Annotated in this window: 12 protein-coding genes and 2 pseudogenes; 10 read left to right on the top strand and 4 right to left on the bottom strand. The window is 56.0% G+C overall.

Annotated features, from left to right (window positions below; genetic code table 11):
• Positions 1-3: 3 nt before the first annotated feature.
• From AC07U5_RS16510 to AC07U5_RS16480, 7 genes are all read left to right on the top strand, one after another.
• The gene (locus tag AC07U5_RS16510) at positions 4-858 is read left to right on the top strand and encodes an ABC transporter permease (protein WP_494723668.1); all 855 of its coding nucleotides are present in this window, start codon (positions 4-6) and stop codon (positions 856-858) included.
• The gene (locus AC07U5_RS16505; protein WP_494723667.1) at positions 855-1649 is read left to right on the top strand and encodes an ABC transporter permease; all 795 of its coding nucleotides are present in this window, start codon (positions 855-857) and stop codon (positions 1647-1649) included. The genes AC07U5_RS16510 and AC07U5_RS16505 overlap by 4 nt, the downstream gene beginning before the upstream one ends.
• On the top strand, positions 1646-3034 hold the full coding sequence (locus tag AC07U5_RS16500) for an NAD(P)/FAD-dependent oxidoreductase (RefSeq protein ID WP_494723666.1): 1389 nt from the start codon (positions 1646-1648) through the stop codon (positions 3032-3034). Before AC07U5_RS16505 ends, AC07U5_RS16500 begins: the two co-directional genes overlap by 4 nt.
• Entirely contained in the window at positions 3031-4518 is a 1488-nt protein-coding gene (locus AC07U5_RS16495; RefSeq protein ID WP_494723665.1) for an aldehyde dehydrogenase family protein, read from the top strand. The genes AC07U5_RS16500 and AC07U5_RS16495 overlap by 4 nt, the downstream gene beginning before the upstream one ends.
• Before the next feature lie 25 nt (positions 4519-4543).
• On the top strand, positions 4544-4894 hold the full coding sequence (locus AC07U5_RS16490; RefSeq protein ID WP_494723664.1) for a cupin domain-containing protein: 351 nt from the start codon (positions 4544-4546) through the stop codon (positions 4892-4894).
• Positions 4895-4943: 49 nt separating this feature from the next.
• A complete protein-coding gene (locus AC07U5_RS16485; protein WP_494723663.1) occupies positions 4944-6611 on the top strand; it encodes an amidohydrolase in 1668 nt (555 codons plus the stop codon).
• Positions 6612-6824: 213 nt separating this feature from the next.
• A complete protein-coding gene (locus tag AC07U5_RS16480) occupies positions 6825-7733 on the top strand; it encodes a LysR family transcriptional regulator (RefSeq protein WP_494723662.1) in 909 nt (302 codons plus the stop codon).
• Positions 7734-7969: 236 nt separating this feature from the next.
• Here the strand turns inward: AC07U5_RS16480 and AC07U5_RS16475 are convergent.
• The 4 genes and pseudogenes from AC07U5_RS16475 to AC07U5_RS16460 form a co-directional block, all read right to left on the bottom strand.
• Positions 7970-8744 (bottom strand): annotated as a pseudogene (locus AC07U5_RS16475) (amino acid ABC transporter ATP-binding protein).
• Positions 8741-9517 (bottom strand): amino acid ABC transporter permease, encoded by a 777-nt coding sequence (locus AC07U5_RS16470; RefSeq protein WP_494723661.1) that lies wholly within the window; start codon positions 9515-9517, stop codon positions 8741-8743. Before AC07U5_RS16470 ends, AC07U5_RS16475 begins: the two are co-directional and overlap by 4 nt.
• Positions 9518-9581: 64 nt before the next feature.
• A pseudogene (locus tag AC07U5_RS16465) lies at positions 9582-10211 on the bottom strand (ABC transporter substrate-binding protein); the annotation flags it as partial.
• Between the two features lie 12 nt (positions 10212-10223).
• Entirely contained in the window at positions 10224-10394 is a 171-nt protein-coding gene (locus AC07U5_RS16460; RefSeq protein ID WP_494723660.1) for a hypothetical protein, read from the bottom strand.
• Positions 10395-10747: 353 nt separating this feature from the next.
• On the opposite strand from AC07U5_RS16460, the gene AC07U5_RS16455 reads away from it, so the two are divergent.
• The 3 genes from AC07U5_RS16455 to AC07U5_RS16445 all read left to right on the top strand — a co-directional run bounded on the left by AC07U5_RS16455 (position 10748) and on the right by AC07U5_RS16445 (position 15357).
• The gene (locus AC07U5_RS16455) at positions 10748-13189 is read left to right on the top strand and encodes an aminotransferase class III-fold pyridoxal phosphate-dependent enzyme (RefSeq protein ID WP_494723659.1); all 2442 of its coding nucleotides are present in this window, start codon (positions 10748-10750) and stop codon (positions 13187-13189) included.
• 11 nt (positions 13190-13200) lie between these two features.
• Positions 13201-14172: an acetylxylan esterase gene (locus tag AC07U5_RS16450; RefSeq protein WP_494723658.1), complete on the top strand. Its 972-nt coding sequence runs from the start codon at positions 13201-13203 to the stop codon at positions 14170-14172.
• 783 nt (positions 14173-14955) lie between these two features.
• The gene (locus AC07U5_RS16445) at positions 14956-15357 is read left to right on the top strand and encodes a hypothetical protein (RefSeq protein ID WP_494723657.1); all 402 of its coding nucleotides are present in this window, start codon (positions 14956-14958) and stop codon (positions 15355-15357) included.
• The last annotated feature ends 381 nt before the right edge of the window (positions 15358-15738 follow it).

The raw sequence follows: 15738 nt of genomic DNA, 5'->3' as shown, positions 1-15738 counted from the left end.
ACCATGACCGTTTCAAAGCCTCAATCGCTTTCAGGTTACATGCCGCTCATAGTGCCGACAGCACTCCTCATCCTGTTTTTCGTGGTGCCGTTTGGATCGATGATCTTCGCATCCTTTCAGAAGAATGCGGGCGCTGGACTGACTGAAAACCTGATGACGCTGGAGAACTACCGGCGTTTGCTCAGCCCTTTCTTCGGCTGGCTTTTGGTTTCCTCCTTCGGGCTCGCGCTTGGTGTCGCGGCCATCTCGATCCTGATCGCGTTCCCGTTTTCCTACCTTCTGGTCAATGCGCCGCGTTCCACACAGGTATGCTGGCTCATTTTCCTTCTATCGATCTTGTCTCTGTCGGAATCGATCATCGGTTTTGCATGGTCCACACTCCTGTCGCGGACGGCCGGGGTCAGCAATTTTCTTGTCTGGGTCGGATTGATCGACCGGCCAACATCCTATGCGCCGGGGCTTGGAGCATTGGTTGCGGGTGTTACCTACACGGCTTTCCCCTATGCGGTGCTTGTTCTGTTTCCGATCCTGTCACGCGTCGATCCTCATATCGAGGAAGCGGCGCGAACGCTCGGCACATCGCCGCTGCGCACATTTTTCACCGTGGTGCTGCCCATGCAGCGCAACGCGATCATCACGACCTTCCTGATGATCATGGTGTTTACCCTCGGCACTTATCTGATGCCGCAAATTCTTGGACGGCCGCAGCATTGGACGCTTTCCGTCGCCATCAGCGATCAGGCGCTGATGCAGTCGAACATCCCCTTTGCCGCAGCACTTGCCGTTTTCCTTGTCATTGCGACGTTGCTGATTGTCGGAACCATCGTCCTCTTCGGTCGCAAGGAGCAGACACAATGAACCAAACCCTTGTGCGCCGCGTCTTTTTCACCGTGCTTGCTGCCGTCATGGCCGCCCCGCTGATCGTCGTGATGGGTGTATCGATCAATCAGAAAAAAGCACTGACCTTCCCTCCGCAGGGCTTCAATGTCGGCTGGTATCTCGATCTTTTTCGGATGCCGGATTGGTCAAGCGCCCTGCTCAACAGCGGCATCATCGCGCTTCTTTCAGCGAGTTTCGCGGTCATCATCGCTTTCCCGCTGGCGTGGTTCAATTGGCGTTACCGGCTGGGCATCGTCAAGGTTGTTGTGGCGATCGGGCTCATGCCGTTCCTTCTCCCGCCGGTGATCACGGCCATGGGCTTTTTGTCGTTCTGGACGCAGTCCGGCCTTTACGGACAATATTGGACTGTCGTGGTCAGCCACGGCATTTTCCTTGTTTCGCTGCCACTGGTTTCGCTCTCTCTTGGCTTCAGCTCTCTCGAAAGCAGCCTCACCGAGGCGGCGGCCACGATGGGAGCGGATAATCGTGCGATCCTGCGAACCGTCGTCCTGCCTCTGGTTCGGCCCTACCTGATTTCCGGCTTTGCCTTCGCTTTCGTCGTTTCGCTGAACGAATATCTGGTGGCCTACATGACGGTCGGACCCGTTCTCGAAACGCTGCCGATGAAGATTTTCAATTCGCTGCGCTACGGCTACACGCCCGTCATGGCGTCTGCATCGATCTTCTTCGTGTTCGTGACCGTCGTCATCTTTTCGCTTGTCGCGCGCTTCGGCGATCTTCCGAAACTCCTCGGAGCCTATTCGAAATGACCGCAATCCGCAGGGCGTTATCCGACGCCACATTGTACCCGTTCTGGCTCGATAATCCGCTGGCACCATCCAGCGAGCCGCATCTGGTGGGCCGCACCGATGCCGACCTTGCCATCGTCGGCGGTGGGTTCACCGGACTGTGGGCAGCCATTCTGGCTAAACAGGCCAATCCGGCGCGCGATGTCGTCATCATCGAAGCGCGAAAGGTGGGGCACGGCGCATCCGGCAGGCCCGGTGGTATTGTTTCCACCTCCGTCATGCATGGCCTGATCAACGCCAACAGGATTTTTCCCAACGATCTTCCAGCGCTGGAACGTCTCGGCAAGGCCAACCTTGATGGTTGGACGCAGACCATCCTGGACCACCAGATCGACGCCGATCTGGAGTGGTCGGGCGAGATGACCGTTTCCATCGGACCAACGGGGCTGGACGAGCTTCAGGAAGAATTCGAACTCGCAAAGCGATACGGCCACAACGTTATTTTGATGAACCGAGAGCAGACGCGCAGCGAAGTCGCATCCCCGTTGTTTGATGGAGGCCTGTGGTCGAAGGAGCGGAGCGGCACGGTGCATCCGGCAAAACTTGCATGGGGACTGAAACGAACCGCGCTCAGCCTTGGCGTTCGCATTTACGAACATACCCCGATGACGGGGGTGGAAGATAATGGCTCGACTATGACCGTCATCACCCATGATGGGAGCATCAAGGCCCCGAAAGTGCTTTTTGCGACCAATGCCTGGAATGCCGGGCATAAGAACATCAAGCGACGGATCGTCTCGGTGCGTGACCGGGTTCTGGCGACTGAACCGCTGACGGACGAGCAGCTTTCGCGTCTCGGCTGGAAAAATCGCCAAGGCATCTACGATACCCGTACCCAGTTGAACTACATGCGCTTGACGCGCGACAACCGGATCATCTTCGGTGGCCGGGTCGGCTACTTTTTCAATAACAACACCGATCCTGCGCAAGACCGCAAAATCGAGACCTATGAGCGTCTGGCGGGTTATTTCTTCAAAACCTTCCCGCAGCTGGGCGATGTTAAGTTCACCCATGCATGGTCCGGTCCCATCGATCTCACCATGCGTCTTGCTGTGCATTTTCAGCGCTACTATGGCGGGAAAGGCATCTATGCAGGGGGCTATTCCGGCTTCGGCGTTACCGCCACCCGCTTCGGTGCTGCCATCGGCCTCGATATTCTCGACGGCAAGAGCAACCCGGATCTCGATCTGGATTTCGTCCGCACCCAACCGAACTGGATTCCGCCGGAGCCCTTCCGTTGGATCGGCGCGAAGACCACGATGTACGCGCTGGACGAGGTGGACCAGAAAGGCGGCTGGCGCAAACTCTGGATAAGCATGGTACATAAAATGGGGTTCCCGCTATGACGACATTCACTCGCCCGGCACGTCTTCAGGTTCCGCCTGAATTTCTTGATCGTGAGAAGAGCGTCTTTATCGATGGATGCTGGGTCGACGGTGCTGCACAGTCTTCTATAGAGGCAATCGATCCATCCAGCGGCAAGGCGTTCGCTGCTTTCGTGCCCTCTTCGATAGCGCAGGTGGAAGATGCAGCGGTGGCCGCAGCGCGCACCTTCTCCACCTGGCGACGGACAAGTGGACGTGAGCGAGCCGGGTTCCTCCGTGAGATTGCCAAAGGACTACAGGCGCGCAAATCGCAATTGGTCGCCTTGCAGATGCTCAATAGCGGAAAGCCGCGTTTCGAGGCCGAGATCGATGTCGATGACGCGTCTGCGACATTTGATTATTATGCTGAGCTTGCCGAAGGACTGGACGAAAAGCAGGGGCAATCGGTCGAACTTGCATCGGACGGCCTAGAGGGCGCGACCTATTTCGAGCCCGTCGGCCCGGTCGCACTGATCGTGCCGTGGAATTTTCCGATGGTCACGGCAGCATGGAAGCTTGCACCAGCGTTGGCGGCGGGCTGCACTGCGGTTTTGAAACCGTCTGAATTCACGACTTTGGCCGAACTCGTCTATGGTGATCTGGCAATTGAAGTGGGTCTCCCCGATGGCGTCCTGAATATTGTGCCGGGCGCTGGTGACGTCGGTGCGGCTCTTTGCGCCGACAGGCGTTTCCGCAAAATCTCTTTCACCGGATCCAATGCGACCGGTACCCGCGTGATGGCCGCGGCTGCACGGCGCAACGTACCAGTTTCGCTAGAACTCGGCGGCAAGTCGCCCATTATCATTCTTGACGATTCGGATATTATGCAGGCCGTCGAAATCGCCGCTGCCGGGATTTTCTTCAACTGCGGTCAGATGTGTTCAGCGACATCAAGATTGTTAGTATCGGAGAAGATCGCAGACGAGTTCGTCAAGGCGCTCGTCGCCAAGGTTCACAGTCTCGCGGTCGGGGGCCATGACATGCCAGAGGCGGCAATGGGTCCGCTTATGAACGCCCCCCAATTTGCCAAAGTCACGGCTATACTGGAGCAAGCTGCCAAAGATGGGCTGGAATGTCTGGTCGGCGGGACCGCCATCCGTGGCCAAGATGGCTTCTTCGTCGCTCCGACGGTTTATCGAAATGTTCCGATGGATCACCCCGTCTGGCGTGAGGAAATTTTTGGACCGGTCCTCGCTTTGCGCAGCTTTTCGAGTGTGGAGGAAGCGATCGATATCGCCAATGACACGGATTTCGGACTTGCAGCAACTGTCGTTGGGACGGATCGCCAGCAGGCGGCTTCTGTGGCCGACCGCCTGGATGCCGGCCATATCTGGGTCAATAGCGCACAGATCATCTTCCCGAACACGGCATGGGGAGGCTTCAAGGCAAGTGGCATCGGCCGGGAATTGGGACCATGGGGTTTGTCCGCCTATCAGTCGGTCAAGCACGTGACGCTCGCCAGCTGATATCAAGGAAGCGAGAGATCAAACAATGTCTAAGCTTATCGTGCTTTCTCCTCATGGGCCGACAGGTTTAAAGCCCTGTTCGATCGTCCCGGCCGAGAGCCTTCTGACCCCACCGCCCGCCGAGCAGGGTACCGTCATCTACGGGGATGGCGAACAGACCTGCGGCATATGGGAGGCCTCGCCCTATGCGGAGCGCATGGACGATTATCCCTGCAACGAGATGGCACACATCATTTCCGGCGAGGTTGTCATCATACATGACGGCGCAGAGCCGCAGACGTTTGGGGCAGGTGACACCTACTTCATGCAGAAGGGCTTCAAAGGGCGCTTCGAGGTCACCGTAACCTGCCGAAAATATGACTTCACTGTCGAATGATAATAAATGCAGCGTCGTGGATGGCGACCTGCGAGGAGAGGGGACACGCATGGCCGCATCAGCCGATATGATCATCATCAATGGCCGGATAATTTCAATGGACCCGGCACAGCCTCGCGCCGAGGCTTTGGCCATTGCCGAGGGCCGCATAGTGGCCGTAGGTACCAACAGCGAGATCTCGGCTTACAGGACCAGCCAGACACGAGTCATGGATGCCGCTGGCGCAACGGTGACGCCTGGCATCAACGAAAGCCATATCCATATCTTTAGCGGCTCGGCAGAGCTTGACCAGCTCTCTCTTTTCGAGGTCAAGGGATACGACGCCATGAAGTCGGCAATTCTGGCTTACGGCGAGGCGAAGCCGAATGACCCGCTTCTCATGGTCATCTCATGTGATTACACGATCCTCGGAGATGGACGTCCGATCGACAGGCATGTTCTGGACTCTATCGTGTCAGACCGCCCGTTGGCTGTCATGGCGCCGGATCACCATACCGTTTGGGCAAATACTCTCGCGCTTACCAGAGCAGGCCTTCTGGAAGGCCGGGCATTGCCACCCGGCAACGAGATCGTCATTGCTGAGGACGGATTGCCGACTGGCGAGTTACGCGAACACTACGCCTTCGATGACGTCATCGCCCTTGGCGCGAATGCTGGCCGAGACATGCTGGGCCTGAGCACAGGCGACGAGCCGCACGAGCCATCTGCTGCGGATCGCGCTTATGATCGTGCTTTGCTGAAACGCGGCCTGCAGCATCTGGCGGCCCACGGCATTACCAGCTTTCAGAACATGGATGGCAATCGTTATCAGCTTGAACTTCTATCGGAAATTCAGGCGGAGGGAGCGCTCCTGTGCCGAGGCCGGGTTCCACTGCATTATGTCACGGGGGACATTGTCGAACAGATGGACAAGGCCGTTCGGATGCAGGCCGATTTCAATGGAGAGTGGCTGAACTCCGGCACTGTCAAGGTGTTCATGGATGGGGTCCTCGATTCCCATACTGCCGTGATGTACGACGACTATGTTGATCGGCCTGGCTGGAAGGGTGAGCCTCGTTTCGATCAGGCAACCTTTGATCGGCTATGCACGGAAGCAGACAAGCGCGGTCTTCAGATTGCGGTTCATGCGATCGGCGATGGTGCCGTTGCAAGCGTTCTGGATGGATATGCCGAAGCGCGGCGTGCCAACGGTGCGCGTGATAGCCGTCACCGTATCGAGCATATCGAGGTTGTCCGGTGGCACGATATTCCACGCATGGCCGATCTGAAAATCGTGGCCTCCATGCAACCGACCGTGCCGCCGGGACAAATGGGGTTGCCGCTTGAGCCGACCCTGTCACGTATCGGCACCGACAACTGGGTCCGCTCCTATGCTTGGAGAGCAATTCGCGATGCCGACATCGACCTGATATTCTCGACAGATTGGCCCGTATCTCCCGTTTCACCGATATTGTCGATGCATTCAGCTATGACAAGAAAGCCATGGAGAGACGATCTGCCCGATAATCGCCAGACGCTCATGGAAGCACTGGATGCATATACCGTGCGCGGTGCTTATGCGGAATTTGCCGAAGGCTGGAAGGGTCGATTGAAGCCCGGCTATGTCGCAGACATCGTCGTCTGGGACAGGGATATGGAAAGGCTCGATCCCGAAGAGATGGTTGGTGTTGCCCCTCTTTTCACGATTTGCGGCGGCAACGTCACCTACAGCGCATAGGTGCCTTTTCCTGCAGCGAATGTCGTATGCGGGTTCTTACCCGCACAACATTCAGTTGCGTCGCGCGCTGAGTGAGAGCGGCGCTTGTACAACCTTTAAGGAGCCAATATCGTCACTCCTGGCTGGTCGCATGAAGTTTCGGCTCATAGCGTTCAGTCAAATAAGGGACAAGAGATGCAGAGACCTGAAACGAGTTCGCGAAACGCGATCTCAATGGATAATACCGATATTCGTCTGATCCGGATTTTCATCAGGGTGGTCGAGGCGGGTGGGCTTTCAGCTGCGCAGGCAGATCTCAATCTTTCGCTCTCGACAATCTCCGAGAAAATCTCTGCGTTGGAACAAAGGCTGGGTGTTACGCTCTGCAAGCGGGGCAGGGGAGGTTTTCAACTGACCGATAACGGTCGGTCTGTATTTGACGAATGCCAAAGACTGTTCGGCTCCCTGGATCAGTTCAGCCGCAAAGTGGCGGGTCTGAAGTCTAACTTGAGCGGCACGTTGTCGGTAGGCCTGGTGGATAACACCATTACCGATCCGGTCTCTCCAATCGCCCCCACAATCTCGAAACTGGCCGAAGTCGCGCCATTGTTGCATCTTTCTGTTGAAACCAGATCTCCCGGAGAGTTGCTGCGGGATGTGGTTGCCCGCAAGCTCGATCTGGCGGTCGGCAGTTTTCCCAGGATGGCGCTGGGCCTTGCCTATATAGATCTCTACGAAGAAACCCAAAATTTCTACTGCGGCGGTGGCCATCCTCTGTTTTCCCTCGCTGACGAGGATATTGGCATCGATCAGGTCCGTACCCACCGCATCATCGGGCGCAGCTATTGGGCAGCACGTGACATCAAGATCTTCGCAATCGCCAGTCCCCACGCCACGGTCTCCAACATGGAAGCCGAGGCCTATCTGATTTTGTCGGGTTCGTACCTGGGATATCTGCCTGACCATTTCGCTGCACCATTCGTGCAGGCAGGTCGTATGCGATTGATCCGCCCGAACCTGTTTTCCTACAAGGCTAAATTTCAGCTTGCCACCCTGGAAGACTGGAAGAGCCGACCTATCGTGAAAACCTTCGTTGACCTCATTAGCAATGCCGCCAAGAAAAATTCGTCCAAACCAGGATAGGTCATCGGCCCTAGCCAAAGGGAGTATCGATATTCCTTTCAGCCTGGTTTCACCGGGTCTTTTTAGGAGAGACACCATGGCTACAGCAATGCGTGATGTATTGCCGATTTTGCTGTTGGTCGCGGTTTCGATGTGGTTTTCCCAAGCGCAACAGTCGGATAGCGCTTGATCGCGACCGGGGCGTTACTGCCAGTCGATCGACGCGTCATTTTTCAGGCTCAGCGGATCAATGCAGGTTAAATGATGCCTCGCAGGAATGCTTTGGTCCGCTCGTGTTGCGGATTACTGAAAAAACTTGCTGACGGACTCATCTCAACGATCTCGCCCGACACCATCATAACCGTGCGATGCGACACGTCCCTGGCAAATGCCATTTCATGGGTCACGACAATCATCGTCATGCCTTGCTGGGCAACTTCTTTCATGACTTCGAGCACCCCGCCGACGGTCTCGGGATCGAGTGCGCTTGTCGGCATCGAACAAGAGAACATCCGGCTTCATGGCCAAGGCCCGTGCAATCGCCACTCGTTGCTGCTGTCCACCGGAGAGTTGTGAGGGATAGCGTCGAGCCTTGTCACCAAGTCCGACACGATGAAGAAGAGCCATCGCTTCTTTTTCTAACGTCGCCCTATCTCTCTTCTGTATACGGCATGGGGCTATGGTGATGTTCTCGATTGCTGTCAGGTGCGGGAATAGATTGAAGCGTTGAAACACCATGCCTGTGCGCTGGCGTTGTAGCGCAATCTTGCGGCTCGATTCTTCAACGAGACGGCCGTTGACCCGCCGATAGCCGATCCGTTCTCCCCCAACGAAGATGTCGCCGTCATTGATTTTTTCCAGATGATTGATGCATCGAACGAGCGTCGTCTTACCTGAGCCGGAAGGGCCGATGATGCACATGACCTCACCTGCTGCGACATCGAGGTCTATACCTTTGAGAATCTCCAGAGTGCCGTAGCTTTTGCGGACGCCTTTTATGCGCACCAACGGGGATGAAATGGTGTCAGTCATGAACGCCTCAACAGTAACAGCTTTCGCTTGGGTATGATCGTTTCGACATCCAAAGCGGGAAGGTCGTAGCGTGCGAGCCGCATTTCGATAATCCGTTGAACGGCTGAAACGAGACTGGTGAGGAAGAGGTACCAGACCGCCGCAACAGCAAAGAGTTCGAACGTCTTGAACGTGGCCGCATTGATAGATTGCAAAGTGCCGAAGAACTCCCGGATGCCTATGACGGCAAGAAGCGATGTGCTTTTGATCATCAGGGTGATTTCGCTGCCGAGAGGCGGAACGATGATCCGCAGAGCCTGTGGCAGAATAATCAGTCGCATTGATTGCGCGGGGCGCATGCCAACGGCGCGGGCCGCATCGAACTGTCCTTTGTCTACCGCGGCAATAGCGGCCCGGACGATCTCGGCCATATAGGCTGCTTCGTTCAGGGCCAGCGTAATCACTGCCGCTTGAAGTGCACCTGAAATCGTCAGTCCGAAGACCTGCAGGTCCGGCCACATGTAAATGCCTGCCGCTGCGACGCCGGTATAGGCCAGTACCAACTGAACCAGCAACGGAGTCCCGCGCCAAACCCAGACATACAGCCTGGCCCCGGTGCTGAGGAAAGGGTTCTTTGAAAGCCGCGCAAGCCCAATGAGAAACCCGAGCGTCATACCCAGGAGCATAGCAATTGTGGCAACGATAATGGTGATGCCGAGACCAACCCACACGGTGCTTGGCGGAGAGATAAGGTACTGGAGGAAAAAATTGAAATCCAGGCGCAAGTTGCCCATTGGCTCTACCTATCGGTCAGGCGCCGGTCGGGCTGCCATGAAGGCATCCGACCGGCTGGGAGGGTCAGGGAAAGGCCAGCGACTGGAACGACCACTTGTCTAGGATCGCCTTGTAGGTTCCGTCGGCACACATTTCTTTCACCGCGGCATCGACTGCGGCCAGGAGTTCCTTGTCATCCTTGCGCACCGCGATGCCGGTGGCGAGCTTGTTGAAGGTCTCGCCCATCTGCTTGACGGCATTCGGTGTGCGGCTGTTGTAGTAAGCCGCCTGATCGGGCGTCGAAATGTATGCGTCGACAAGTCCGGTTGCGACCTGCTGAAATGCTTCGGTACTCGTCTGTAAGACGATCATGTTGATAGGCGGCTTGCCCGCGCTCTTCAGGCCTTCGTTAGCCTTTGCGAGCAGACCTTCGCCTGTTGTCCCGATGCCTACGGCTACCTTTCTGCCCGCGAGATCGTCCAATGCGGAAACCGCCAGAGTGCTTGAATCACGAAGGATGATCGCCGCCCCGGTCTTTGCGTAGTCCACGAAGTCTACGACTTCTCGGCGCTCGGGCTTGTCATACAGCGCAGAAATAATTGCGTCACACTGGCTGGCCTGAAGAGCTGGGATGTGACCATCGAAACTGATGTTCTTATGTTCGTTGGTGACACCCATCTTCTTGGCCACTTCGGCAGCGATGTCGATGTCGAACCCAACTGGCTTTTATGTCGTGGGATCAAGCATCTCCCATGGGGGGAAAGCCATTTCGGTGCAAAACACCAGCTTCTTAGCGGACTTGATCCGGTCTGGAGCCTGAATATTCTCAGCAGCCACCGCGCTTGATGCGAGTGTAATTGCGAGAAAGGATTGACCTATCAACAGTTTGATATTCATCGTTCCCTCGTTATCTGACAGTGCCTGTTTTCGACACTTTCGTTAGCGTCGCCACTGCAACACGCGGTGGGTGCAGCGAAAATCAACATATTCAGAAGGTCACTTCGTGTTTTCCCAAACAAAAAGGATTGCGGCTTTGGGGTGATGTGGCGGCACATCATTCCATCCGCCCAACCGTCCAATCCTGTCCGTCTCAAATGTTTACGTATTGCCGAAGTGAACTGCGATTTTTCCTGATATGCCTCGCCATCGACGCGTGGGACAAGGATCGATAATGAGTGTGCGCAGGCCGTTGATTTTGGAAACGGGTTGATGCCGTTGGAAATGATCTTCCAAATGTGAGGGAGGGGCTTATGATGCAGACCCAATTGACGGCGGATGATTTCGAGACGCTGTTGGAGAGCATCAACGCTCCAGACCTGCCGCTTGAAATGGTCCAGGCGCATGTGTCTGCGGCTTACGGTCTGGAGGGGCAGTGGCGCCGTCTGGGGGGCGAGAGGGAACAAAATTTTCGGCTTTTCACCGCAAATGGAGGCCAGTTCGTTGTCAAGATTGCGTCGCTCGACGAGCCTCGTGAGAGTCTATTGTTCCAGACGCGTGCCCTCGAACATATAGCGAGGGTCGATCCGACTCTCTCCGTGCCGCGGCTTATCAGGACCACGACTGGTGATCCGATCTTGGCGATCGCCGATGACGAAGGTCGCGAGCATTCCGTCAGAGTGTTGACTTTCATGCCTGGCAACACTGTTTTTGATCAGTTGCGCACTGTGAAGAGTGCGCTCGGCGCGGAAGAGCTGATTGCTTTGGGCGAAGCAAGCGGAAGGCTTGCGCGCTCCCTGCAGGGCTTTCGAGGCTTGGGCGCGCCGCGCCTGATGCCTTGGGACCTGAGTAACGGTCTATTGTTCAGCGAGCAGCTTCTCGCCCACATGCCGCCGTCACTCTCTCCGATACTGGAAGCCGTTCTGCCTGGGATAGAGCAGGTGATCTGCGAGACGCTGCCTACTCTACGGGCGCAGGTGATCTACCATGATTTCCACGAGTCCAATGTTCTGGTGCGTTTTGAGCCGGACTTCGCTGTCGAAGGCATCATCGATTTTGGCGATATGATCTACGGTCCGTTGATCCAGGATATTGCGGTGACTGTCGCATCCTTGATCCATTGGACACCGGATCCGGTCTTTGCAGCAGCTTGCCTCGTGCGGGGTTATCAGCGCCACATGCCGCTGGAGACTGCGGACATCAAGGTGCTAAAGCAGATCGTCCTTGCCCGTCTCCTCCTGCAAGTCGGTCTCGTTTCTCGTCAAGCCGCAGTCAAGGGACGTCACGATCCCGATCTGGAAGAACTCCAATCGGTTTACACCGCCGCGATCTTGCACATCGCCGCCGTTTCCGATGTTGATTTTGCCGCGCACCTGATGCCCTCCGTCGTTCCCGTATCAGGGGCCACCGGGGCCGGCATTACCGGACCGACACCGAGACTCCTTCAACGGCGCGAAGCGGTTCTCGGCAAGACCTATACTTTTTACGATGAACCCCTTGAACTGGTGCGCGGGCGCGGATGTCGCGTGTACGACGCCAACGGAAAAGAATATCTCGACTGCTACAACAACGTCGCCAATGTCGGTCACTGCCATCCCTACGTGGTCGATGCCCTGGCACGACAGGCCGGTACGCTCAATACGAATTCGCGTTACCTTCATCCGGAGATCGTGCGTTTGGCAGAACGGCTCGGCGCGACGCTGCCGGCGCATCTCGATACATGGCTGTTCGTCTGCACCGGGTCCGAGGCCAATGACCTGGCGGTTCGCTTGGCACGTCAGACAACCGGCAGACAGGGCATCGTGATTACAGAGAATAGCTATCACGGCAATACGTCGGTGGTAACGCCGCTCTCTTTGATCGATTACGACATCAAGGACAAACCGGACTGGGTCGAGGCGGTTGCGCCTCCCAATCTGTATAGAGGGCTTTATCGCGAGGGCGTAAACGACGCGGGCGAAAAATATGCCGCGCATATCACCAACGCAGCCTCGTGCCTGACGGAGCGAGGGCACGGTATGGCGGGCATGATGATTGATTCGATTTTCGATGCCAATGGCGCGCTGGTTCCTCCCCCAGATTACCTTGCGCTTGCATATTCCGCCGCCAGGCGCGCCGGCGCTCTGACCATTGCCGACGAAGTGCAAATGGGGTTTTCCCGTTCGGGTACCCACATGTGGGGTTTCGAGGCCTTCGGTGTCGAGCCTGATATCGTAACGATGGGCAAGCCCATGGGCAACGGACACCCGATTGCGGCACTTGCAACCCGCCGCGATATTGCAGAAAGGCTGCAAAAGCAGACGGGGTACTTCAACACCTTTGGAGGAAATACTGTCTCTGCTGCTGTCGCCAATGCCTGTCTTGATGTTCTGCAGGGAGAGGATTTGCAAGGCAATGCCAGACGTAGCGCTGATGTTCTCATTCCCGGTCTCCAAGCCCTCATGAAGCGGCATGAGCTCGTCGGACACATTCAGGGAAGGGGTCTTTTCCTCGGCGTGGAACTCGTCACTGATCGAGAGACGCGGGAGCCCGCAAAGCTGGCGGCGCGCTGGGTGCGAGAGCGCATGAAGGTGCTTGGCGTTCTTGTTTCCTCCACTGGCCCACACGGCAACATCATCAAGATTCGACCACCGCTCGTTTTCAGTGTCTCGGATGCCTCGCAGTGCCTTGCCGTTCTGGATCAGGCTATCTCGGAAGTACAGTGCCGTTGCGACAGACGAAAGAGTAGCTCCAACTCAAGCTTAGCAAGCAGATAGTGGGTAAAGGCATGGCTTTTCCGGACCTTATTCAACCTGAGTTGGCTGCTTATGAGAGCAATGTCATCATGCCTGATGACTTTACACATTTCTGGCAGTCCAACATTGCGCAGGCACGTGAGATTGGTGGTGACATTCAAGTCGTGCCTGAGAAGACCACCCTCAAGGTGATTGAAGTCTTCGATGTCACCTTTCCAGGCTTTGGAGGGCATCCGATAAAGGGCTGGCTTATTCTTCCCAAAGAAAGGCGAGGCCGGCTTCCACTGGTCGTTCAATATATCGGATATGGTGGCGGGCGGAGTTTGCCGCATGAGCAACTGCACTGGGCGGCATCGGGGTTTGCTTACTTTCGCATGGATACCCGCGGGCAGGGCAGTGTCTGGAGTGTTGGGGCGACAGCCGATCCCGTAGGGTCTTTCTCATCCAGCCCGGGCTTCATGACACGAGGCGTTCTTGATAAAAACGATTACTATTATCGTCGCGTCTTGACCGACAGCGTCCGAGCAATCGATGCACTTTTGACGCTGGATTTCATTGATACCGAGCGAGTTGCCGTTTGTGGCGACAGTCAGGGAGGAGCGATATCCATCGCAGTCGGTGGTTTGGATCCAAGAATTAAGGCTGTCATGCCCGATGTGCCATTTCTCTGCGACTTCCCACGCGCTGTGCAGCTTGCTACTCGCGATCCCTACATCGAGATCATTCGCTTTCTCTCGCAACACAGAGACAAGAAAGCCAAGGTTTTCGAGACGCTGAATTACTTCGATTGCGTCCACTTTGCGCGGCACGCCAAGGCGCCGGCGCTGTTTTCTGTCGCCCTGATGGATGAAATCTGTCCTGCCTCGACGGTGTACGCCGCCTTTAACGCTTATGCAGGACAGAAAAACATTGTCGACTGTGATTTCAACAATCACGAAGGTGGGCAGTTCTACCAGGAGCGAGAGCAGATGAACTGGCTATCCGACCTCTTTGCGACACATTAGGGTGTGCCTTCTACGCTCACCCGGGCTGATGTCACAGACATCGTGACCATACAACGACTGGGCCAGTTGCTTGAGCTTCTCTGTGAGATATCTTTCCAAAAGTGAATAGCGGCGCTCAATGCGGTGGTGGATATTGAAACTGGCAACATATCGGGCACGCGCTCCCCGTGGGTAGCGGCCTGATGGTGGCCTGAAGGTCCGCACCCCGTTCAAAGACGGTAGCGGCCGTCGTAGGCCGAGCACGCACCTCCAGCGGCACATTCCGAATGAGCAGTTGCCGGAGTTGAGCACATAATTCTGACACGCCGCTTAGTTGCGATGGCTGACTCAAGTTCAAAAGACGAACAATTCGAACTCGAAAGTTTGCAACCCTTGTTATATTATTCGCTTTCAAGCAACTTTATCGGTTAGCGGCCGATGGCAGCTATATAGCTACCAGGTGGGGCAAACCGATCGCGCCTGAAGGTTAATATGAGCTGTTATTTCCAAGGCTGCGCTGAAAAGGGGATCACTAAGGAGCACATTCCGCCGCGATCGTTCTTCCCAAACCGCGAAAGTTTGCAACTTCTTAGTGTCAATTCTTGCAAATCGCACACCAATGACAAGTCGACGGACGACCTTTACGTGTTAGCTCAGATCTGCATGAACGGCGTCGCCGAGCAACCGTGCGAGAGAGGTATCTCTGGCGAAAGTCGCTCCACAGCTGTCGCACAATAAAGACGCTCTGCGAAAGCTATTGCTGAAAGGTTCGTTAAGGTTTCCGGGGGGTGCGTTAGGTATCCCGTGGACCGCGCACGCTTCGACGACTTCTTCACGGCACTTTCGTGCGGCGTCATCTACAAGTCCCAAAGAAAGCAACTGCCGCCGGAATACACGATCAACCACATCTATCATCGGCTCGTCGACAACGCCGATTCGGAGGCGCGGGCCATCCAGGACGGAATCGACCGCTTTTACGATCAGAAGCCGCTGGACCTCATGGCCTTCGGCAATCCAGACACGCGCAACGAGTGCGTCTACACCGTCGAGATCTACGGCCTACCAGGGTTTCGCAGTAGCATTACCATCGTCCACAAGTTCTTCGGGGTGTTTAAGGTTACCTCAATGCTCCTCACGGTTCGTCGCACTCTAGCGGCGATCCGTTCGCAAATTAATATCGGAACAAAGTCGCGAAATGCCACTTGATCCGGCCCGGGCGTCCAAATCTGATACTTTGTGAGCTCGACCGACGCTAGCGAGCCGTATCCAGCAGATATCAGGCCGTCATTATCGGTAGGCTTCTGAGCAGGGCTTCAGATGCGCTCGCCACGTAGCCGCTCTGCCGAAGGATGTGCTCGTTTATTTCTCTCACCTGTTTTGTGTTCAACTCGCTGATGCATGATGGTCCCTTGAACTTCGGGCGCACCGCGACATCCGGCGCTAGCGGGAACCACATGGCTGTTTACCTACCTTAGCTTGCAGCAGCCCCTCGCTAGCCATTGCGATCGGTCTGCTTTCGATCACAAATTCATCCTCTGATGTAACGCCGATTTCGAATTCCGCAGCGGAGAGCATCTACATTATGAG

The organism is Agrobacterium sp. GW821-FHT02D03, assembly GCF_059421725.1.
Note: the sequence above shows the minus strand (reverse complement) of the source record. Positions and strands in the feature narration are given on the sequence as shown.